This is a genomic window from Streptomyces alanosinicus, from assembly GCF_014650595.1.
Taxonomy (GTDB): domain Bacteria; phylum Actinomycetota; class Actinomycetes; order Streptomycetales; family Streptomycetaceae; genus Streptomyces; species Streptomyces alanosinicus.
In genome coordinates this window covers 128,575-148,273 of sequence record NZ_BMVG01000008.1, presented here as the reverse complement: position 1 = coordinate 148,273, position 19,699 = coordinate 128,575, and the positions used below count along the sequence as shown (strand labels likewise).

The following is a 19,699-nucleotide window of genomic DNA, read 5'->3' as shown; positions in this document are numbered from 1 at the left end:
CGACGCTCTCGTGTGCGGCGGACGGAAACGCCCCGCTCCGCCGCCGAGACCGTTGTACGAGGATTCAGCAGACTTCCTTCCATTCGGCAGCCGATTTCGCAGGAAGTGTGCCACTGGGCGCCCCTGAATCGCCGATCATGCGACAAGCGCACTCGGGAAGAGCTGTTCAGGAAGAGCCACCCCCTGGGCGAAGCCGGCTGAGTCACTCGTCACCGGTGTTCTTCGGTCGCCCGCATCCGCCCCCGAGCGCGTGCTCCGCGGGCGTGGGTGACAGTGTGCGCAGGAAACGGAGCAGGACCTCGACGTCGGCGCCCACGAGCGGGGCCCCGTGGGCGAAGCCGACGGCCCGCGGCTCGGCGGGGAGCCGGGCGAGGCTCTCGGTCCGCAGTGCCGGATCAGCGGCGAGGGCCGCCGGTCCCAGGGCCGGCCCGCCGCGGTGGAAGACCGCGTCGCCCATGAGGACGGTGCGGGTGGGCTCGTGGAACAGCACGATGTGGCCCGGGGAATGGCCGGGCGTGTGCAGGACACGCAGGCCGTTCGAGCCATCCAGCACCTCGCCGTCGCTCACCGTCCCGTCGGCCGGGCACGGCGTCCAGTGCAGCTTGGGGAGCCGGTCGAGGAGTCGCCCGGCGCGACCGGAGCGGCCCTCGGGCGGGACCCGGCCCGCTTCCAGCCAGGGCCGGTCCGCGTCGTGGATGAGGATCCGCGCGCCCGTACGGCGTCGGAGTTCCGCCGCGCCCTGGACATGGTCGGGATGGGCATGGGTGAGGACGATGCGGCGGATGTCCGACGGTGTGCGGCCCAGTTCGACCACCGCGTCCAGCAGGACGGAGGGGGCTTTGGCCCAGCCGACGTCGACCAGGGTGAAGCCGTCGTCGCCGTCGACCAGGAAGGCGTTGTTCCGGCCGGTCGCCGCGATCCGGGCGATGCCCGGGGCGAGTTGTCGGGGTGTCGTCATCGTTCAGCTCCCGGATCCGGCCGGCGGGACGGGGACATAGCCTTCGCGGGCGAGCCGGGGCAGCACGCCGCCCGCGGCGAGGATGTCCAGGACCAGCGGGGGACGATGCGGCGGATGTCCGACGGTGTGCGGCCCAGTTCGGCCACCGCGTCCAGCAGGACGGAGGGGGCTTTGGCCCAGCCGACGTCGACCAGGGTGAAGCCGTCGTCGCCGTCGACCAGGAAGGCGTTGTTCCGGCCGGTCGTCGCGATCCGGGCGATGCCCGGGGCGAGTTGTCGGGGTGTCGTCATCGTTCAGCTCCCGGATCCGGCCGGCGGGACGGGGACATAGCCTTCGCGGGCGAGCCGGGGCAGCACGCCGCCCGCGGCGAGGATGTCCAGGACCAGCGGGGGAAGCGCGCCGCCCGCAAGGCGCAGTCCGGACCCGGTGTGCTCGGCCCAGCCCGCCGCGAAGTCCAGCCGCATGACGGCCCCGTCGCCGAAGGCGGCCGTGACCCCGGGCACCGTCAGCGCGGGCAGACCATGGTTGATGCAGTTGCGCAGGAACAGCGAGTTGAACTCCTCCGCCACCAGGGCGGCCACACCCAGTTCGCGGAAGAGGGCGGCGACCGGGCGGGAGGAGCCGAGGCCGAAGTTCCGTCCGGCGACGACGATGTCGCCGGGTGACACCTCGTCGGTCCAGCCGGGGCGCAGCTCGTAGAAGACATGCCGTGCGGCTTCGGGGACGGGGAGCTTCATGGCGAACGCCGGGTACATGGCGTCGGTGGTGACGCCGTCGCCGACCACCCAGACCTTCCCGGTGACGACGGTGTCCATCAGCGCGGTTCCCCTCGTGGGTCGGTGACATGGCCGGTCAGGGCCGAGGCGGCGACCGTCGCCGGCGAGGCCATGTAGATCTCCGCCTCGGGGCTGCCCATACGACCGGTGAAGTTGCGGGTGGAGGAGGTCAGACAGACCTCGCCGGGGGCGAGCAGCCCCATGTGGTAGCCGAAGCAGGCCCCGCACGTGGAGTTGGTGATCACGGCTCCGGCATCCGCCAGATCCTGCAGATACCCGGCGCGCAGGGCGTCCTGATACACCCGTTGGGACGCCGGGGTCACCAGCAGCCGTACCCCGGGGGCGACCTGCCGGCCGCGTACGACGTCGGCCGCGATCCGCAGGTCCTCCAGCTGTCCGTTGGCGCAGGAGCCGATGAAACACTGGTCGACCGGCCGGCGTTCGATCCGCGAGACCGGCAGCGCGTTGCGGCTGACGGTGCCGGGCCGGGCGACATACGGTTCCAGCGCGGAGAGATCCACGGTGCGTACGGCGGCGTAGGCGGCGTCCGGGTCGGGGTCGGCCGGTGTGTAGGTGTCCGGAGCGGCGCCGTGCCCGGCGAGGAAGTCGCGGGCCAGGTCGTCGACGGGGAAGGTGGAGAAGTCGGCGGAGATCTCGGCGCCCTGGGTGGCGATGGTACGCCGGTCGTTCATGGGGATCGAGGCCAGGCCCAGGCCGCCGTACTCCAGGTTGTGGTTGGTGGCGTCGCCGTAGGTGCCGGCGATGTGCAGGAAGACGTCCTTGCCGGACACGGCGGCGGGCTTGCTGCCGACGAACTCGTAGCGGAGGGTAGGCGCCACCTGGAACCAGGTCGTGCCGGTGCACAGGATCGCGTACACCTCGGCCGGTCCGAGGCCCCGGGCGGCGGTGTTGTAGGCGCCGGCCGCGCAGGTGTGGGAGTCGGTGCAGGCCAGGATCTCACCGGGCCGCGCCAGCGTGTTCTCGGCGATGACCTGGTGGCAGATGCCGTGCCGGCCGACGTCGTAGAACCTCTCGATGCCGCAGGCGCGGGCGAACGCGCGGGCGTGGGTGCCGCCGAGCGCGTCGTGGAGGTGCGGCGCGGGCACGGCGTGGTCCATGACGACGGCGACCTTGTCCGGGTCGGCGATCCTCAGCGGCTGCACCCAGCCCATGGCGAATTGAAGGTCGATCAGGACGGTCATGTCGACCTCGCAGACCACGGTGTCACCGACGGCCACCTGCTCCAGGCCGGCCCTGCGGGCGAGGATCTTCTCCAGCATGGTCATGCCCATCGCATACCGTCCTCCGTGTGGTCGTAGCGCTCGCCGATCGCGGACCACTCGCGCAGTCCGACGAGTTCGAACAGGCCCTGTGGACCCGCCGCGACCTCGGGCAGAGTGCCGCCGAGGCGCCGCAGCGCGTCCAGTGCGGTCAGGGTGTAGGGGGCGAGCAGGGCGCCCGGGTGGATGGCGATCCGGTAGCCGAGGGCCGCGAGCCGCCCGGGCGCGGTGTCCGGGGTGAGTCCGCCCTGGACCATGTTGATCAGGAGAGGGGCCGCCACACCGGCGGCGATCTGCTCGATCTCCTCGGCACTGTGCGGCGCCTCCACGAAGACGACGTCGGCGCCGGCGGCGGCGTACCGGTTCGCGCGGTCGACGGCCGCGTCGAGACCCAGCGGGCCGCGGGCGTCGGTCCTCGCGATGATCACAAGGTCGCCGGTGCGCGCCTGGAGTGCCGCGTCCAGCCTGTCGGTGAACGCGCGCACGCCGATCAGCTCCTTGTCCGGCAGATGCCCGCACCTCTTGGGGAACGCCTGGTCCTCCAGATGCAGGGCGGCGACACCGGCCCGCTCGTACTCGCGGACGGTGCGGGCCACGTTCAGCGGGGCGCCGTAGCCGGTGTCGGCGTCCGCGATGAGGGGGACGCCGTCCAGGGCGGTGACCACGACACGGGCGCGCTCCGTCATCTCGGTCTGGGTGAGCAGCCCCATGTCGGGCAGGCCGAACCCGGCGACGGACACACCGGCGCCGCTCAGATAGGCCGCGCCGAAGCCGGTGCGTGCCACGAGATGGGCGCAGAGCCCGTCGAACACGCCCGGGGCGGTGATCAGACCCGGCCGGGCGAGCAGCGAGCGCAGCCGGCCGCCCGGTGTGTCGGGCGTGGGCGGGCGCGAACCGCCGTGTGGGGATGCGGACATGGGGACCCTCCTTCGGTGGGCGGCGGTCAGTCGAGGGCGCCGCGGACGGGTGCCGCCAGCAGCTCGACGAGACGGGCGAGGTCGGGCTGTGCCTCCAGGCCGAGGACGAGCCGCTCGATCTCGGCTGCCCGGCCGGGGGCCATGACCCGCGCGGTCAGCGCCCGGTACTTCGCCCGGATCTCGTCCAGGGTCAGCGGGTCGTCGGGACCGCCGTGCGGCTGGTTCAGGGCCCGGGTGAGGACGGTGCCGTCGCGCAGGATGAGGGTGAGGCGGGTGTTGTAGCCGGGCCGGTCCCAGCTCGGCTCCTGCTGCTCGTCCACCTGGGTCACCTCGGTGCGGCCGATCAGCTGCCAGACGTCGTCGGCGTCGAGGCGGGCGGGCGTGAACTGCTCCGGCCGCACATGACCGTCCAGCAGCGCGACGGCGGTGGCGTAGGCGATGTTCATCTGGGCGCCGATCGCGGTCAGCGGCCGCTCGGGGGGCCACCAGCCGTGGTGGTAGAGGGCGTCCGGCACCTCGATGCGGACGCTCTCGATGTCCCCGGGAGCGAGCCCGTGCCCGGCGGACAGGGCCAGCGCGGCGTCGATGGCAGGGTGCAGACCGCCCATCGCCGCATGCAGCTTCACCGCGATCTGCTCCGTGTTCCATGTCTCGCCCAGGCCGGTCGCGATCCGGTCGGGGTCGGGGCGGTGGCCCTCGCCGAAGGTGGCGAGGAAGCCGCCGTAGGGACGCTCGAAGACCCGCTTGATGCCGGTGTATCCGCCCTGGGCGAGGCCTGCGGCGTAGAGGCCGCTGCGGGCGGCGAGTCCGTGGTGCATCCGCTTGGACATCGCCTCGTACTGCGCCGCCATCAGCCCGGCCGACTGGGTGGCCGCGAGGCCCAGCGCGTCCTCGAAGGCGGCCGCGTCCAGGCCGCGCAGGGCTCCCGCGGCGGCGGCCGCGGCGTGGGTGCCGAAGACCGAGCCGGAGTGCCAGCCGCGCGAGAGCATCTCGGGACCGTGCAGCGCCAGGCCGACCCGGGTGCCGGTCTCGCAGCCCAGGACGGTGGCCCGCAGGAACTCCGCACCGCTGACGGAGGGGATCAGGGCGGCGGTGGACAGCAGGGCGGGCAGCACCAGTGAGGCGCTGTGCAGCGGCGCGGCCGGGTAGTAGTCGTCCAGTTCGAAGCCCTGGACGAAGGTGCCGTTGAGGACGGCGGCCGCGGGCGCGCCGGTGGTGCGTCCCCAGCCGATCAGGGGCACGTCCCCGGCGCCCTCCAGGGCGAGGACGGCCGTCACGGCCGTACGCGACCAGGGCAGCTGCGCGCCGACGAGCGCGCAGGCCAGGCCGTCGAGGACGAGATGCGCGGCCCGTTCCCGCACGGGCGCCGGGATCTGTTCGAGCGTGGTGCCGGCCAGCCAGGCGGCGAGCCGGCCGGTGGGGCCGGCGGGATCGGTGGGCCGGCGGTGGGTCGCCTGCGTCGGTGCGGACACCGCGCTCACCTCCAGGTTCGTACGGCATGGAGCCGGGCGGGTCGCGGCCGACTCGATTCGCTGACATTAGAATTTATAACATCTAGTTTTGTCGAGTGCCTCGGTAGCATGACGGCATGGCTCTGAAGCGCACCTCCCTGCCCCGCACCGCCGAAGCCGTGGCCCTCGCGGAGCTGCGGGACGCGATCGTCCGCGGCGATCTGGCTCCCGGCACCCAGATCCGGCAGACGGCGGCGGCACAGGAGCTGGGACTGAGCGTCATCCCGGTCCGTGAAGCCCTGAAGACCCTGGCCGGAGAGGGGATCGTCACCTACGTCCCCCAACGCGGATACACCGTCACGGAACTGACCCCGCGGAGTGTCGACGGCATCTTCCGGATCAGGGAACTGCTGGAGAGCGAGGCCGAGGCGAACGCGGCGGCCCGGCTGCGGCCCGAGGACATCGCGGCGATGCGCGCCGCCGTGGACGCCCAGCGCGCCGCCACGGCCGCCGCCGACGTACCCGCGGTGATCGCCGCCAACCGCGGCTTCCACTTCGCCCTGCTCGCCCGGTGCGACAACGACTGGCTGCTGCGCTTCGTCACCCAGCTGTGGGAGGCCCTCGAACCGCACCGCGCGCTGTCCTACCGGCGGGCCGCCGTGGCCGGCGACTCCGCTCGGGCCGAGGCGATCCTCACCGAGCACGACGGCATCGTCACCGCCTTCGAGGACGGCGCGGCCGCACGCGCCCTGCGCCTGCTGGCCGGACACCGCACGCAGGGGCGGGCGGACTTCCACCGGCTGCTCGGTGCCACCGAGCCCACCGGCTGACCGGGCGGGCGGACCCGCGCCCCGCCCCCTCCGTGGAACGGCCCGGGCCGGGAACGAGCAGGGCTCGTCCCCGGCCCGGGCCGGACGGATGACGCGGGACGCTACAGCTCCGCCCGCACCGCGCGGGCGGCCGCGACCAGGTTCTCCAGGGAGGCGCGGGTCTCCGGCCAGCCGCGGGTCTTCAGACCGCAGTCGGGGTTGACCCACAGCCGTTCGGCGGGGACGGCCCGCAGACCGGTGCGCAGCAGCGCGGCCGTCTCCGGAGCGCCGGGAACACGCGGGGAGTGGACGTCGTAGACACCGGGGCCGGCCTCGCGGGGGTAGCCGTGGGCGGCCAGTTCCCGGGCGACCTGCATAGGGGAGCGGGCGGCCTCCAGGCTGATGACATCGGCGTCGAGGTCGTCGATGGCCTGGACGACATCACCGAACTCGGCGTAGCACATATGGGTGTGGATCTGGGTGTCCGGACGTACGCCACCGGTGGTGAGCCGGAACGCCTCGGTGGCCCAGGCGAGATAGGCGGCGCGGTCGGCGGCACGCAGCGGCAGGGTCTCGCGCAGCGCGGGCTCGTCCACCTGGATCACCGAGGTACCGGCCTCCTCCAGGTCGCCGACCTCCTCGCGCAGGGCGAGGGCGACCTGACGGGCGGTCTCGGCCGGCGGCTGGTCGTCGCGGACGAAGGACCAGGCGAGCATCGTGACGGGACCGGTCAGCATGCCCTTGACCGGACGGTCCGTCAGCGACTGGGCGTACGTCGTCCAGCGCACGGTCATCGGGGCCGGCCGGGAGATGTCACCGGCGAGGATCGGCGGACGCACATACCGGGTGCCGTAGGACTGGACCCAGCCGTGCCGGGTGGCGAGGCAGCCGGTGAGCTGCTCCGCGAAGTACTGGACCATGTCGTTGCGTTCGGGCTCACCGTGCACCAGGACGTCCAGCCCGGTCTTCTCCTGGAAGGAGATCACCTCCCGGATCTCCGCCTCGATGCGCTCCTCGTAGCCGGCCGTGCCGATGCGGCCGGCCCGCAGGTCGGCGCGGGCGGTGCGCAGTTCGCCGGTCTGCGGGAACGAACCGATGGTGGTCGTGGGCAGCAGCGGCAGACCGAGGCGGGCACGCTGGGCCGCCGCCCGCTCGGCGTACGGCTGGCGACGGCGGGCGTCGGCCTCGGTGACGGCGGCGGTCCGGGCGCGTACGGCCGTGTCGCGGGTGATGGGGGAGTGGGCGCGGGAGGCCAGGTCGGCCCGGTTCGCGGCGAGTTCCGCGGTGATCGTGCCGGTGCCGTGGGCGAGGCCCCTGGCGAGGGTGACGACCTCGGTGGTCTTCTGCCGGGCGAAGGCGAGCCAGCGCAGGATCTGCGGCTCGATGTCCCGTTCCACGGCGGCGTCGAGCGGCACATGCAGCAGGGAGCAGGACGCCGAGACATCCACCCGGTCCGCGAGGCCGAGCAGGGTGCCGAGCGTGGTCAGGGAGCGCTGCAGATCGTCGACCCAGATGTTGCGGCCGTTGACGACGCCGGCGACCAGGCGCTTGCCGGGCAGTCCGCCGACGGCGGCGAGGGCGTCCAGGTTGGCGGCGGCCCCCTCGGTGAAGTCCAGGGCCAGCCCCTCCACCGGGGCCTTGGCCAGCACGGGCAGTGCCTCGCCGAGCCGGTCGAAGTACGAGGCCACCAGCAGCCTGGGCCGGTCGGCGCGGGCTCCGAGTTCACGGTAGGCGTGGGCCGCGGCGTTCAGTTCGGCCGCAGTGCGGTCCTGCACGAGCGCGGGCTCGTCGAGCTGGACCCACTCGGCGCCGGCCGCGCGCAGCGCGGCCAGGATCTCGCCGTACACCGGCAGCACACGGTCCAGCAGGGTGAGCGGGTCGAAGTCACCGGCCACGCCGGGGGCGGGCTTGGCCAGCAGCAGATAGGTGAGGGGTCCGACGAGCACGGGCCGGGCGGCCAGGCCCAGCGCCAGGGCCTCCCGCAGCTCGGCGACCTGCCTGGCGGAGTCGGCCGCGAACACCGTGTCCGGGCCCAACTCGGGCACCATACAATGGTAGTTGGTGTCGAACCACTTGGTCATCTCCAGCGGCGCGACGTCCTGGGTGCCGCGCGCCATCGCGAAGTACCCGGCGAGCGGATCCGCGGCGACCGCCTCCCGGTGACGCGTGGGGATCGCGCCGAGCATGACGGTGGTGTCGAGCACATGGTCGTAGTACGAGAAGTCGCCGGTCGGCACCTCGTCGAGGCCGGCGTCCGCCAGCTGTTGCCAGGTGGTGCGGCGCAGTCCGGCGGCGGTGGCCCGCAGCGCGTCGGCGCTGACGCGGCCCTTCCAGTAGCCCTCGACCGCCTTCTTCAGTTCGCGGTCCGGTCCCTGGCGGGGGTAGCCGTACACGGTGGCCCGTGTATGTGCGGCGCGGGACATGCTGGTCACGGAGATCTCCTTCGCGAGATGAATCCCTGAGGTCCCGGGGACGGGACGAGAGCGCGAAGGGGTGACGGAACCGGACGGCGCCGACCCTGGGCCGTCCGTTCGGTTCTGTACGCCGACCCGCCCTCGAGGTCACCGGGATGTCCGCGCACGAGACGTCCCGCACGCGGGCAGTTGGCAGGTCTTCGGACTCGCGGGCACAGCCATGCCTCTGCCGAGGCGTGGACACCTACTGGCCGTCGCTTCCCAGGCCCTCCATGGGGCCCAGTGCGTATGACGGCGGTCGTTCCCGCTCACCGCTGCGGGGCAGTCCCGGATTCCCACCGGGTTCCCTCTTGCGACGCATCCCGCCTGGCTGACGGGGCGAACCAGCTGCGGGAGCCAGCTTAGGGGGCCGCCCGCGCAACGGGGAGCGCACGTCCGGCATTCGGATGGTGAGGTGGGACACGGCGACCGGGCGCGGGGCGCCGGCGGGGCGGGTGAAGCCGGTCGGGTGATAGACGGGCCGGTCCCGGCTTGGGAACGGCCCCGGGCGGGCTCGGCCGGAGAGACTGCGGCCATCCCAGTGGAGGTGGCGAACATATGCTCAGCGACAGCACAGCGACGATCCTGGCCGACCGGCAGGGCGTGGCGGAGGTCGTCGCCGCCGCTCCGCGCGTGGCGCAGATCGCGGCGCGGTGCAGCGACGAGACGGAGGCCGCCCGGCGTCTTGCGCCCGAGGTGGTCGAGGCCGTGCGGGAGGCCGGGTTCGCCCGGCACTTCGTGCCCGCGGCCTTCGGCGGTACAGAAGGCGGCTTCGCGGACATGACCTCGGCGGTGATGCTGGTCGGGGAGGGCTGCGCCTCGGCGGCCTGGGCCGCCTCGCTGTCCGCGTACGCGGCCCGGTACGGGGCGTACCTGCCCGTGGAGGGGCAGGCGGTGCTCTGGGGTGACGGGCCGGACGCCCTGATGGCGGGCGCGCTCATGCCGGCCGGCACGGCGGAACGCGCCTCCGGTGGCTGGCGGCTCAGCGGTGAATGGAAGTACATCAGCGGAGTGCGCTTCGCCGACTGGGTGTTCGCCTGCTCCGCCGTACCCGGCAAGGTGGGCCCCGACGGGCGGGGCGAGGTGCGGTTCTTCGCGGTGCCGCGGGCGGACATCACCGTGAAGGACACCTGGTTCACCCTGGGCATGCGCGGGACCGGCAGCGACACCATGGTCCTCGACGACGTCTTCGTACCCGACTGTCTGACCCTGTCGAGGTTCGACATCAACGCCGGGCGGGCGACGGCCTCCGAGGCCCGGTGCCACACGGTCCCGGTGAACGCGGTGAACGCGCTGCCGCTCGCCGTTCCCGTGGTGGGCGCCGCGCGCGGCACGGTGCGCACCGCGGCCGAGCAGAACATCCGCCGCACCGACCGGCGCGGTGCCCCCCTGCGCGAGAAGCCGCAGGCGCAGATCGACCTGGCCCGCTCCGCCGCCGAGACGGACGCCGCCGGACTCCTCGTCCAGCGGGCCGCACGGGTCGCCGACGGCGTCGAGGAGACCAGGGACGGCGAGGCGGCGGTCCGCGGACCGCGGGACTTCGCGCTGGCGGTCGAACTGTCCGTGTCGGCCGTCGAACGCCTCTTCCGCGGCACGGGGACGGCGGGCCATTTCGAGTCCGACCCCCTCCAGCGGTTCTGGCGGGACGTCAACACCGCCGCCTCCCACATCATCTTCTCCTTCGAGACGGCCGGAGCCGCCTACGGCGCCTGGGCCCTGGGCGCCGAGGGCGCCGAGGGCGCCGAACCGAGGCGGTGACCACGCCGACGCGCCGGATCCAGGCCCACTTTCTCTGATCCAGGCCCTCTTTCCCTGAACGGCTTTCTTCGCGCGGGCGGCACGGATACCCATGGGAGGTGAGACGCCGGAAGGCGGACACGATCCCGAGAGGAACGCGCCATGAGCGAGGAACGGTCCGAGGACGAGTGGTATGTCGACGAGCGCTGCACGAACTGCGATGTCGCACGGCAGCTGGCGCCCGGTCTGATCGGTGAGGTCGACGGGCGCTCGGCCGTGCTGCGCCAGCCACGCGACCGAGCCGAGGCCGAGCTGCTCCACGCCGCCGCACACGCCTGCCCCACCCGCTCGGTCCGCCCGCCGAGCGGCCGCCTGGACACGGCACAGGACCCCTTCCCGATGGCCCTGGACGACACCGTGTACCTGTGCGGACACAACTCCACGCACACCGCGGGCGCCAACTCCTACCTGTTACGCCGCCCCGGCGGCACCGTGATGATGGTGGACACCCCGCGCTGGAGCACCGCGCTGGCCACCCGCTACGAGACGCTGGGCGCCGTCACCGACGTCCTGCTCACCCACCGCGACCACGTCGCCCACGGGCGCCGCTACGCCGACCGCCTCGGCGCCCGGCTGTGGATCCACGAGGGAGACCTCGACGCCGCCCCGGACGCCGACCGCGTCCTGCGCGGCACCGGCCCGACGGAGATCGCGGAAGGGGTGATCGCCCATCCGCTGCCCGGCCACACCCAGGGCAGTGTGCTCTTCGTCGCCGACGAGCGGTACTGCTTCAGCGGCGACAGCTTCTACTGGTCACGGACCACCCAGGACATCGAGGTGGCCGAGAGCGTCACCTGGTACTCCATCACCGAGCTGGCCGCCTCCTTGTCACGCACCGTGGGCCGGCTGCGCTTCGAGTGGTTGCTGCCCGGCCACGGCGACCGCCGGCGGCTGCCCGCCGACGAGATGGCCCGGCGCCTGCGCAGGCTGACGGCACGCACCCGGGAACTGCGCCCCCGGCCCATCGATTTCACCGCGGTGCGCTGGTGACACACCGGTCCGGGCCGGCGCGCGGGGCCGGCCGGGACGAACCGGTCCCGGCGCACCCGCCTGTGGAAGCATGGGAGCCGTGCGTGCTGCTTACATCGAACAGCTGGGTGCCGCGGACGTCATCCGGTACGGCGAGATCGCCGGTCCGCGGCCCGGCCCCACCGATGTGCTGGTCGATGTCCTGGCCACCACGGTCAACCCGGTGGACACGTTCGTCCGGTCGGGTCGCTACCCGACGCCGATGGCCTTTCCCTTCGTCGTAGGCCGTGACCTGGTCGGCACGGTCGCCGAGGCGGGCCCCGGCGCCCCCGGCTTCCGGGCCGGGGACCGGGTGTGGTGCAACAGCCTCGGACACGGGGGAAGACAGGGCGCGGCCGCGGAGCAGGCGGTGGTGCCGGCCGACCGGCTGTACCACCTGCCCGTGGGAGCCGATCCGTACGCCGCGGTGGCGGTGGTCCATCCGGCGGCCACCGCCCATCTGGCGCTGTTCGTCCACGGCCGGCTCCGCGTGGGCGAGACCGTGCTGGTCGCCGGTGCCGGAGGTAACGTCGGCAGCGCCCTGGTGACCATGGCCGTGCGGGCCGGCGCCCGCGTCCTGGCGACGGCCGGCGCGCGGGACGCGGCGTACTGCGCGCGGCTGGGCGCGGCCGAGGTGTTCGACTACCGGGACCCGGACCTGACCGCGAAGATCCGTGGTGCGGCGCCCTCGGGGATCGACGCGTACCTGGACACGGCGGGCGTCAACGACCTGGAGAGAACGGTCGGGCTCCTCGCCCACCGGGGCCGCGTGGTCCTGCTGGCCGGGGCCGGGACCCGTCCCGTGCTGCCCGCCGGGGCGCTCTACATGAACGACCGGTCCGTCGTGGGCTTCGTGATCTCCCACGCGACACCCGACGAACTCGCCGAAGCCGCCGCCCACATCAACGACCTGTTGGCGCGGGACGCGCTGCGACCGCGCGACATCGAGGTCTTCCCGCTGAGCGCGGCAGCCGACGTACACGCCGGGCTGGAGAGCGGCGAACTGGGCGGGCGGCGTGCCGTCCTGCGCACGGACCTCGCGCCGGTGACCGAAACCCCGCGGTGAGAAAGGGGCGGGCCAGCGGCGCTGGGTACGTTGACCGGTGTCCGCGCCACACATCGAAGCGTCGGCAACGGCTGAGGGGACACAGCACATGGCCCGCATCGCTGTCATCACCGCGCCCAACATCGGTTACCGCAACACCGGAATGCTGACCGTCGACCTGGCCTTCGCGGGCCTGTGCCGGCGCATGGACGTCCAGACCGACACGGTCTGGTACACGCTGCATCCGCCGGAGACCGTGCCGCTGCGCGCATGTGCGCGAGACACCGCGTTCCCGTTCCGGTTCCGTCCGCTGACCGAGCACCTCGACGTGCTCCGCGGCCACGACGCGGTCGTCTTCTGGGGCGACTTCCTGCACACACGGCACTACCTGGCCCAGGACGCGACGAACCGCCTGCTCGACTTCGGGCTGGCCAGGGACCGCGACGCCGCCCGGACCCTGCTCCACCGCGCCCTGCTGCTCGCGGACCAGCCGGACGAACTCCTCGACCGCACCCTCAGCTACGGGGGCACCGTCCTGCACAACACGCAGTCCGACTACGAGGACAAGGAGTACGGCTCGCTCTTCTCCCGCCTGATGACGCGCAGCCACCGCGTGTGGATGCGTGACCCGCTGTCGGCCGCCAAGATCGCCCAGCTGCGCGCGGACCGTACGACCGACCACTTCGGCGCGGACGCGGCGCTCCTGTGCCACCCCGGTGACCTCGGCCGGCTGCCGACCACGTCCTGGTCCGAGGAGGTCCCGCGGGGCGGTGCGATCGGCGTGTTCCTCGGCGCCCGCACCCCGGTCCCCGCGTGGCTGCCCGGGTTCTGCCAGGGTCTTTCCGAGCGCCTGGGGGCGCCGCTGGAATGGCTGCCCTGGTTCGACCGGGACATCCCTTCCCGGGCCGCCCACATCCCGACCCGCCCGGGTGACCACACCATCGGGGACCTGCTGCACATCCTCTCCCGCTATCGGCTGGTCGTCACGGACACCTACCACCTGTGTGTCAACGCCTGGGGCGCCGGCACCCCGGTGATGTGTGTCGGAGCGCCCGAACCCCGTCCGCGGACCGACGACGACTACCTGACGCTGAGTCAGGTGAAGAAGCATGTGTTCCACATGACCTACGACGCGGCAGACTTCTATGTGTCCACCCTGCCCGGCACCCGGGAAGACCGTGAGGACCGCGCCGACCGGCTCGTACGCCTGGTGGAGGGCGGCGGGGCGGACGCCGTGGCCCGGCGGATCCGCGGCCACGCCGATCGTTCGGGTATCGCCTTCACCGAGGCGCTCACCGCGTTGCTCGGCACCGGGCGCTGACGGTGCGGGCGTTGCTCGGACGATGTGGCGCAGCGGTGCTGACTCTCCGCCGTCCACCGGGCCGGCGGGTGACCGGCCGGGTGGGACCGGGCCTCGCGGGCCGCGGCCCCACCCGGCGCCGGCTCAGCCCGCGTGCACGGTGCCGGCGTACCGCTGGACGAAGCGGGTACCGGTGCCCGCCGTGACCGTGACGTCGTAACGGCCCTCGTCGGTGCGCCACGACAGGCGCGTGCGCTCCCCGCCACCGACCCACACGGTGCGTTCCTTGCCCGCGAAGTCGTTCGGCGTGAGGGTGAAGGCCACCTCGGTGCCGCCGGAGTTGCGCAGCTCCAGCTCCACCGACGTGCCCCGCAGGGCCGCCGTCACCGACGGCACCGCCACATCGTCCTGCCCCTCGCGGACGACCGTGCCGCAGAAGCGGCGGGCGAACCCGTCGGCGCCGTACACGGAGAAGTCGTAGCGGCCGTCGGTGACGGTGGCGTCCCACACATAGGTGCGCGACGAGTGCGCCGGGACGGTGAACGGCGTGCCGGTGAGGGCTGGGCGATGTTCGGCAGCACGGTGAAGTGGTAGCCGACGCTGCCGTCGTGGGTGAGCGTGCAGGTGACCTTGCCGGTGGCCCGCTCGACCCGCACATCGGCCCACGGGCGGTACGGCAGCGCGCGGTGCGGCCGGCTGCCCTTCTCCTGCGCCGGCATGGACTGCTGGTCGGGGATCTTCACCGCCGGCAGGGAGTCGCCGGCGTCCGCCTTGGCCATCAGCGCGACCGTGTCGGGCAGTCCGGGGATGCTGTAGTCGGGCTTGCTGAAGTCGAAGCAGCTGGTGAGGTCGCCGGAGACGGTGCGCCGCCAGTCGGAGATATTGGGCTCCTGCACCCCGGTCACACGCTCCAGGAAGCGCAGCACCGACGTGTGGTCGAAGACCTGGGAGTTGACCCAGCCGCCGCGCGACCACAGGGACACCACCCACAGCGGCACCCGGCTGCCGAGGCCGATCGGCTTGCCGTTCGCGAACTCGTCCTTGGTGCCGGGCTCCGGGAACGGCGGGATGACGTGGTCGAAGTAGCCGTCGTTCTCATCGTACATGAGCAGGAAGACGGTGTTCTTCCACACATCGGGGTGGGAGAACAGCGACTGCAGCGCGGTGTCGTGCCGGCGTCCCAGAGGTTCAGCGTGGCGACCTTCAGCCGCAGCCGCTGCCGGGCGGCACGCACGGGCACCTGGACCGTGACGGTGTCCGAGCCGACGGCGCTGTCGGTGACGGCGACCACGATCCGGCCGGGCGTCCGGGGCGCGAGGACCGGCGCCTTGCCGCTGACCGTGCCGTCTGCCGAGACCGACAGCCACGCGTGGCCGGCGACCCGCTGGAAGGCCGCGCTGCCCGCGTCATTGCCCTCGGGCCTGATCCACAGCCCGCCCAGCCGCACCGAGAAGCCCTCGCCGGAGGTCTGCGCCTCGGTGGTGACGGCGTCCACCACCGCGTGCGGGCGCGGGATCACGGGGCGGACCAGGAAGCTGAACGGGGCCGTCTTGGCGAGGATGCCGTACCCGTCCTTGGCCAGCAGACAGGCGGTGTACGGCCCGTCGTTCAGGCCGGAGGTGTCGAGGGTCGTCTGCCCGGCGGCGCCCGGCACATACGTCCACACCAGGGAGCTGCTGCCGCTGCCGGGCTGCTTGTCACCCGCGTGGACACCGATCCAGTTCTTGGGGTCGGGTGTGTCCGTCGCCCAGGTGAAGGTCAGCTTGTCACTGTGCTGGGGATGTGCCGGAGAGCCGATCGCGAGGGTGCTCCCGGACGCGGCCGGATACGGAAATCTGAGAGTGGCCCAGGCGCGGCGAGTGAGCGGACTCCATCCCTGAATTGGCAAGTGACCAGCTATGTTTCGGAAAATCTGCCCTTGGTGCGGCACTGCGAGTCGACCGGACCGGATGTTTCCGCTTCGTCCGTCCGAGGCTGTCGGGGCACCTCACGGCCGATGGCGATTCATGCCGCGCTGTGCACAGCTGCGGTGTCCTTCAGAACGGGTAGTCCGCGATGTCCGGCCGGACGGTGAGCCACTGGGTCTCGGTGAACGCCTCGATGTTGGCGGCGGCCCCGCCGAGCCGGGACCCGGTGCCGGACGCCTTGACCCCGCCGAAGGGGGCGTTGGGCTCGTCGCTGACCGTCTGTTCGTTGATGTGCACCTTGCCGGAGTCGATCCGGTCGGCGAGCCGCATCGCCGTGCCGACGTCACCGAGGATCCCGACGGACAGCCCGTACTCGCAGTCGTTGACGATCCGCGCGGCCTCCTCCAGCGTGGCGAAGCCCATGACGGGTGCGACGGGCCCGAAGATCTCCTCGCGCCAGGCCCGCATGCCGGTGGTGAGCCCGGTCAGCACGGTGGCACGGTATCCGGCGCCCACGATCTCGCCGCCCGCGGCCAGCGTCGCGCCCGCGGCGACACTGTCGCTGACGATGCCGTGCACCCGCGCCAGCTGCCGCCGGTCGATGAGCGGCCCCAGCGCCACGTCCTCCCGCGCGGGGTCGCCCACGGGCAGCGCCACGGCCTTCGCCGTCAGCGCGGCGGTGTACGCGTCCATGAGCGACTCGTGCACGATGTGCCGGCCGGTCGTCATACAGATCTGCCCCTGGTGCAGATAGGAGCCGAACGCCCCGGCCGAGGCCGCCCTGTGCACATCCGTCCCGGGCAGCACCACCAGGGCGTTGTTCCCGCCGAGTTCGAGGTGGGCCCGCTTGAGCAGCCGGCCGGCCTGCTCGCCGATGACCCGTCCGACCGCCGTGGACCCGGTGAAGGAGATCACGCGCACCTCGGGCGCCTCGACGAGCGCCTGCCCCACCGAGCCGTCGCCCGGCAGCAGATGGAGCACCCCGGAGGGCAGCCCGGCCTCCTCGAAGATCCGGGCGATGACGACACCGCCGCTGACCGCGGTCCGCGGATCGGGCTTGAGCAGCACCGCGTTGCCCAGCGCCAGCGCGGGTGCCACCGAGCGCAGACCCAGGATGAGCGGGAAGTTGAACGGTGCGATCACGCCCACCACGCCGGCCGGGCGGCGCCGCGCGAGCGACCAGCGCGCGTCCTCGGACGTGAGCACCTCACCCTGCGGATGCGTCGGCAGCCCCGCGCACTCGAAGCACTCGCCCAGCGCCAGCTGCACCTCGAACCCCGCCTTGGCCCGTACCGAGCCGGCCTCGCGCACCAGCCAGTCCTCGATCTCGGCGGCGTGCTCGGTGAACAGCTCGCCCGCGCGCCGCAGTACGGCCGCCCGCTGCCGCGGCGACGTGGCCGCCCAGGACCGCTGCGCCTCGGCGGCGCGGGCGGCGGCACGGCGCACGTCCTCGGCCGTGGCCAGGCCTACGGTGCCCAGCCGGTCGCCGGTCGCCGGCTCGGCCACCGGCTGTGCCCGGGTGGCGTCCCGCCAGCCGTCGCCGAAGAGTTTCTCGCTCCAGACGTCGTTGTCGAGGAGTGTCATCGGATTCCCTTCCGTCTCCCGTGACGGGTGAACTCTCCGCCCCATCCTCTTCCACCGGCTCTGCGTCGGCGAGGACCCGCCGCTCGCCCCGTATCCGCGGCGCATCCATGGCGGGCCTGACCGGCCGTCATGACCGTGGTCTCGGCCGGCGCGCAGTAAGGTCATAGTAAAGTCGGCTGGTGAGGGGCGTCGGCAGGACCACCGGCGGCGCCCCCGTGCCGAGCCACGCAGGACGACGCATCGCACGACGCATCTGACGCAGTGCTCATTCACGACTTCCCTGGAGAGCCGATGCGTTGTGCCCTGCCCATGGCCGTCGTCGCCGTTCTGCTGTGCGCGGGCTGTGCCGTGACCGGCGAGGGCGCCGGACAGGCGAAGCCGAAGGCCGGCTCGTCCGGCCCGGCGCCTGATGCCGCCGTGCGTGCCGCCGTCGCCAGGACCGGCACGACCACCGCCCGGTTGCGTGAGCGCATCGAGATCACGGGCGGGACAGAGACCTACACGCTCACCGTCGCCGGCGGGTTCGACTTCGCCCGCCACCGGGGCACGCTTGCCGTCGACTTCCCCGGGGGCGGTGTCCCGCACAGCGACGAGACCTTCGCGGACGGCAAGGTCTATGTCAAAGGCGCCACCGGAGTCGCCGACGGCATGTGGGGCATGATGCGCCTCGACAGGGCCGAGGCGCACTACGCCCTGCGGGCCCCCGTCAACGACCCCGAGCATGTCCTGACGCAGATCTCCGCGCTGCGACGGGTCTCCGTCGAGGGCGTGGAGACCGTCCAGGGTGTCAGGGCTGTCCACTACCGCGGGATGCTCGACCACAGGACCCTGACCCTCAGGATGGCCGGTGCGGTGCGCTCGAAGCTGGACCAGGCCCGGGACATCCTCGGATACGACCTGCCGGTCTTCGCCGACGCCTGGGTCGACGGCCGCGGGCGCCTCGTGCAGACCCGTACGACGCTGAACCTGGCCGGCGGCAGGGTGCAGGTGACGACGGCGCTGTCCCGGCTCGGCGCGCCGGTGTCGGTGAAGCAGCCGCAGCCCGAGGAAACGGTCCTGGTCAGCAGCATGAGCGGGGTGCTGAACGGCTGAGCCCGCCCGCGCCCGTCGCCGGGTCCATGGCGCGGTGCGTCCAGGTTGCCGTCATCTGCCGTACGACTCCGTGCTGCGGCGTGGCCCCATGACGTACGACCGTGTACCGTCCGTGGACGCGCTCATGGCCCTGCTGGCCGCATGCGGGGACGTCTGGGACACCCCGGACCGGTCCGGTGACCCGGTGGACATCCTCGACCACGGCCTCCAGGTGGCCGCCCTGCTCGCCGTGAGCCACCCGGACGACGAGGAACTCCAGCTGGCCGGGCTCGTCCACGACATCGGCCGCTTTCTGGTGCCCGCGACGAGGCAGGACACGGGCGGCACTCCGCGGAGGCGGTCGAGGAACTGCTGGGGCCGAGGGTCGCCCGCCTCGTCGCCGCGCACATCCCGGCCAAACGCTATCTCGCGGCCGCCGACCCGGAGTTGGAGCTGTCCACCGAGAGCGGCCGCACGCTCGCCTGCCAGGGCGGCCCCATGACCCCACAGGAGACGGCCGCCTTCGAGGCGGACCCCGACTTCCGAGCGGCGATCGCCCTGCGCCGCGCCGATGACGCGGGAAAGGCGGTGGGGTCGACGGTGGCTCCGCCGGAGACCTGGCGGCCCGTCGCGGAGCGGGTGGCCGCAGGCGTCAGTGGGTGGCTCCCTCGGTGACCTTCAGGTCGTGGCCCGGCGGGGTGCGGGCGGCGGCGATCAGCAGGGCGCGCAGTCCGTGGGCGACGGTGGCGGGCTCCAGGGCCGGGGCGGTGCCGTCGACGACCTGTTCCGGCGCCCAGGGGACGTGGACGAAACCGCCCCGGGCGTGCGGGAACTCGGTGGCGATGAGGTGGCCGAGGCCGTACGCGACGTGGTTGCAGACGAACGTACCGGCCGTGTTGGAGACCGCCGCCGGGACCCCCGCCGCGCGCAGGGCGGCGACACAGGCCTTCACGGGGAGGGTGGAGAAGTAGGCGGCGGGGCCGCCCGGGACCACGGGCTCGTCGACGGGCTGCCTGCCCGTGTTGTCGGGGATACGGGCGTCGTCGACATTGATGCCGACGCGTTCCACGGTGACGGCGGGGCGGCCGCCCGCCTGGCCCAGACACAGCACGAGGTCGGCATTCGTCTCGCGGACGGCGTCGCGCAGGGCGTCGACGGACCGGCCGAAGACACAGGGGAGTTCGACGGCGGTGGCGGTGAGCCCGGCGGGCGGCTCGGCGGCCACGAGGGAGGCGGCCTGCCAGGACGGGTTGACCGTCTCGCCGTCGAAGGGGGCGAAGCCGGTGATGAGCACGCGAGTCATGGCACTTCCTTCCCGAAAGCACGACAGCAGAGACAGGCCA

The 19,699-nt window shown here is 72.9% G+C and carries 19 protein-coding genes, 1 pseudogene and 1 riboswitch; of the genes and pseudogenes, 9 read left to right on the top strand and 11 right to left on the bottom strand.

Annotation, left to right across the window (positions count from 1 at the left end; all coding sequences use genetic code 11):
- Positions 1–202: 202 nt before the first annotated feature.
- From IE277_RS19525 to IE277_RS19500, 6 genes are read right to left on the bottom strand one after another with little or no spacing between them, the layout of a single operon-like run.
- Positions 203–958: an MBL fold metallo-hydrolase gene (locus IE277_RS19525; RefSeq protein ID WP_189954132.1), complete on the bottom strand. Its 756-nt coding sequence runs from the start codon at positions 956–958 to the stop codon at positions 203–205.
- Positions 955–1,248 (bottom strand): MBL fold metallo-hydrolase, encoded by a 294-nt coding sequence (locus tag IE277_RS19520; protein ID WP_189954130.1) that lies wholly within the window; start codon positions 1,246–1,248, stop codon positions 955–957. Before IE277_RS19520 ends, IE277_RS19525 begins: the two co-directional genes overlap by 4 nt.
- Positions 1,249–1,251: 3 nt before the next feature.
- A complete protein-coding gene (locus tag IE277_RS19515; protein ID WP_189954128.1) occupies positions 1,252–1,773 on the bottom strand; it encodes a LeuD/DmdB family oxidoreductase small subunit in 522 nt (173 codons plus the stop codon).
- Positions 1,773–3,026: a 3-isopropylmalate dehydratase large subunit gene (locus tag IE277_RS19510; RefSeq protein ID WP_189954126.1), complete on the bottom strand. Its 1,254-nt coding sequence runs from the start codon at positions 3,024–3,026 to the stop codon at positions 1,773–1,775. Before IE277_RS19510 ends, IE277_RS19515 begins: the two co-directional genes overlap by 1 nt.
- Entirely contained in the window at positions 3,017–3,931 is a 915-nt protein-coding gene (locus IE277_RS19505) for an isocitrate lyase/PEP mutase family protein (protein ID WP_189954124.1), read from the bottom strand. Before IE277_RS19505 ends, IE277_RS19510 begins: the two co-directional genes overlap by 10 nt.
- Positions 3,932–3,957: 26 nt before the next feature.
- A complete protein-coding gene (locus IE277_RS19500; protein WP_189954122.1) occupies positions 3,958–5,403 on the bottom strand; it encodes an MmgE/PrpD family protein in 1,446 nt (481 codons plus the stop codon).
- 116 nt (positions 5,404–5,519) lie between these two features.
- Here IE277_RS19500 and IE277_RS19495 point away from each other — a divergent pair, with 116 nt between their 5' ends.
- The gene (locus tag IE277_RS19495) at positions 5,520–6,212 is read left to right on the top strand and encodes a GntR family transcriptional regulator (protein WP_189954120.1); all 693 of its coding nucleotides are present in this window, start codon (positions 5,520–5,522) and stop codon (positions 6,210–6,212) included.
- Between the two features lie 101 nt (positions 6,213–6,313).
- Here IE277_RS19495 and metE read toward each other — a convergent pair whose 3' ends face one another.
- Positions 6,314–8,623, bottom strand: coding sequence for a 5-methyltetrahydropteroyltriglutamate--homocysteine S-methyltransferase (gene metE / locus IE277_RS19490; RefSeq protein ID WP_189954118.1), 2,310 nt, complete (start codon positions 8,621–8,623; stop codon positions 6,314–6,316).
- Positions 8,624–8,779: 156 nt separating this feature from the next.
- A riboswitch (cobalamin riboswitch) is annotated at positions 8,780–9,008 on the bottom strand.
- Between the two features lie 194 nt (positions 9,009–9,202).
- Between metE and IE277_RS19485 the strand changes: the two genes are divergently transcribed.
- The 4 genes from IE277_RS19485 (at position 9,203) to IE277_RS19470 (ending at position 13,815) form a co-directional block, all read left to right on the top strand.
- The gene (locus IE277_RS19485) at positions 9,203–10,402 is read left to right on the top strand and encodes an acyl-CoA dehydrogenase family protein (RefSeq protein WP_189954116.1); all 1,200 of its coding nucleotides are present in this window, start codon (positions 9,203–9,205) and stop codon (positions 10,400–10,402) included.
- A gap of 141 nt (positions 10,403–10,543) precedes the next feature.
- Complete coding sequence (locus tag IE277_RS19480; RefSeq protein WP_189954114.1) at positions 10,544–11,431, top strand: MBL fold metallo-hydrolase; 888 nt, start codon at positions 10,544–10,546, stop codon at positions 11,429–11,431.
- 79 nt (positions 11,432–11,510) lie between these two features.
- The gene (locus IE277_RS19475) at positions 11,511–12,515 is read left to right on the top strand and encodes an NADPH:quinone reductase (protein ID WP_189954112.1); all 1,005 of its coding nucleotides are present in this window, start codon (positions 11,511–11,513) and stop codon (positions 12,513–12,515) included.
- Positions 12,516–12,603: 88 nt separating this feature from the next.
- Positions 12,604–13,815 carry a polysaccharide pyruvyl transferase family protein gene (locus IE277_RS19470; RefSeq protein ID WP_189954110.1) on the top strand — a complete coding sequence of 404 codons (1,212 nt, stop codon included), beginning with the start codon at positions 12,604–12,606 and terminating at the stop codon, positions 13,813–13,815.
- A 123-nt stretch (positions 13,816–13,938) separates the two neighbouring features.
- Here IE277_RS19470 and IE277_RS47275 read toward each other — a convergent pair whose 3' ends face one another.
- On the bottom strand, positions 13,939–14,190 hold the full coding sequence (locus IE277_RS47275) for a phospholipase domain-containing protein (RefSeq protein ID WP_229881796.1): 252 nt from the start codon (positions 14,188–14,190) through the stop codon (positions 13,939–13,941).
- Between the two features lie 557 nt (positions 14,191–14,747).
- A pseudogene (locus IE277_RS49550) lies at positions 14,748–14,900 on the bottom strand (alkaline phosphatase family protein); the annotation flags it as partial.
- A gap of 87 nt (positions 14,901–14,987) precedes the next feature.
- On the opposite strand from IE277_RS49550, the gene IE277_RS19460 reads away from it, so the two are divergent.
- The gene (locus tag IE277_RS19460; protein ID WP_189954498.1) at positions 14,988–15,674 is read left to right on the top strand and encodes a hypothetical protein; all 687 of its coding nucleotides are present in this window, start codon (positions 14,988–14,990) and stop codon (positions 15,672–15,674) included.
- A 156-nt stretch (positions 15,675–15,830) separates the two neighbouring features.
- Here IE277_RS19460 and IE277_RS19455 read toward each other — a convergent pair whose 3' ends face one another.
- Positions 15,831–17,285 carry a benzaldehyde dehydrogenase gene (locus tag IE277_RS19455; RefSeq protein WP_189954109.1) on the bottom strand — a complete coding sequence of 485 codons (1,455 nt, stop codon included), beginning with the start codon at positions 17,283–17,285 and terminating at the stop codon, positions 15,831–15,833.
- A gap of 291 nt (positions 17,286–17,576) precedes the next feature.
- On the opposite strand from IE277_RS19455, the gene IE277_RS19450 reads away from it, so the two are divergent.
- The 3 genes from IE277_RS19450 to IE277_RS47270 all read left to right on the top strand — a co-directional run bounded on the left by IE277_RS19450 (position 17,577) and on the right by IE277_RS47270 (position 19,031).
- Positions 17,577–18,377 carry an SCO4651 family lipoprotein gene (locus IE277_RS19450; RefSeq protein ID WP_189954107.1) on the top strand — a complete coding sequence of 267 codons (801 nt, stop codon included), beginning with the start codon at positions 17,577–17,579 and terminating at the stop codon, positions 18,375–18,377.
- Positions 18,378–18,465: 88 nt separating this feature from the next.
- Complete coding sequence (locus tag IE277_RS19445) at positions 18,466–18,858, top strand: HD domain-containing protein (RefSeq protein WP_229881792.1); 393 nt, start codon at positions 18,466–18,468, stop codon at positions 18,856–18,858.
- Positions 18,855–19,031: a hypothetical protein gene (locus tag IE277_RS47270; RefSeq protein WP_229881791.1), complete on the top strand. Its 177-nt coding sequence runs from the start codon at positions 18,855–18,857 to the stop codon at positions 19,029–19,031. The genes IE277_RS19445 and IE277_RS47270 overlap by 4 nt, the downstream gene beginning before the upstream one ends.
- On the opposite strand, the gene pcp is transcribed toward IE277_RS47270, so the two are convergent.
- The gene (gene pcp / locus IE277_RS19440; protein WP_189954104.1) at positions 19,009–19,659 is read right to left on the bottom strand and encodes a pyroglutamyl-peptidase I; all 651 of its coding nucleotides are present in this window, start codon (positions 19,657–19,659) and stop codon (positions 19,009–19,011) included. The genes IE277_RS47270 and pcp overlap by 23 nt on opposite strands.
- Positions 19,660–19,699 lie beyond the last annotated feature (40 nt).

Coding starts and splice junctions, on each gene's coding strand:
- IE277_RS19525 (WP_189954132.1), bottom strand. CDS start 958: ATGACGACACCCCGACAACTCGCCCCGGGCATCGCCCGGATCGCGGCG.
- IE277_RS19520 (WP_189954130.1), bottom strand. CDS start 1,248: ATGACGACACCCCGACAACTCGCCCCGGGCATCGCCCGGATCGCGACG.
- IE277_RS19515 (WP_189954128.1), bottom strand. CDS start 1,773: ATGGACACCGTCGTCACCGGGAAGGTCTGGGTGGTCGGCGACGGCGTC.
- IE277_RS19510 (WP_189954126.1), bottom strand. CDS start 3,026: ATGGGCATGACCATGCTGGAGAAGATCCTCGCCCGCAGGGCCGGCCTG.
- IE277_RS19505 (WP_189954124.1), bottom strand. CDS start 3,931: ATGTCCGCATCCCCACACGGCGGTTCGCGCCCGCCCACGCCCGACACA.
- IE277_RS19495 (WP_189954120.1), top strand. CDS start 5,520: ATGGCTCTGAAGCGCACCTCCCTGCCCCGCACCGCCGAAGCCGTGGCC.
- IE277_RS19485 (WP_189954116.1), top strand. CDS start 9,203: ATGCTCAGCGACAGCACAGCGACGATCCTGGCCGACCGGCAGGGCGTG.
- IE277_RS19480 (WP_189954114.1), top strand. CDS start 10,544: ATGAGCGAGGAACGGTCCGAGGACGAGTGGTATGTCGACGAGCGCTGC.
- IE277_RS19470 (WP_189954110.1), top strand. CDS start 12,604: ATGGCCCGCATCGCTGTCATCACCGCGCCCAACATCGGTTACCGCAAC.
- IE277_RS19455 (WP_189954109.1), bottom strand. CDS start 17,285: ATGACACTCCTCGACAACGACGTCTGGAGCGAGAAACTCTTCGGCGAC.
- IE277_RS19450 (WP_189954107.1), top strand. CDS start 17,577: ATGCGTTGTGCCCTGCCCATGGCCGTCGTCGCCGTTCTGCTGTGCGCG.
- IE277_RS19445 (WP_229881792.1), top strand. CDS start 18,466: ATGACGTACGACCGTGTACCGTCCGTGGACGCGCTCATGGCCCTGCTG.
- IE277_RS47270 (WP_229881791.1), top strand. CDS start 18,855: ATGACCCCACAGGAGACGGCCGCCTTCGAGGCGGACCCCGACTTCCGA.
- pcp (WP_189954104.1), bottom strand. CDS start 19,659: ATGACTCGCGTGCTCATCACCGGCTTCGCCCCCTTCGACGGCGAGACG.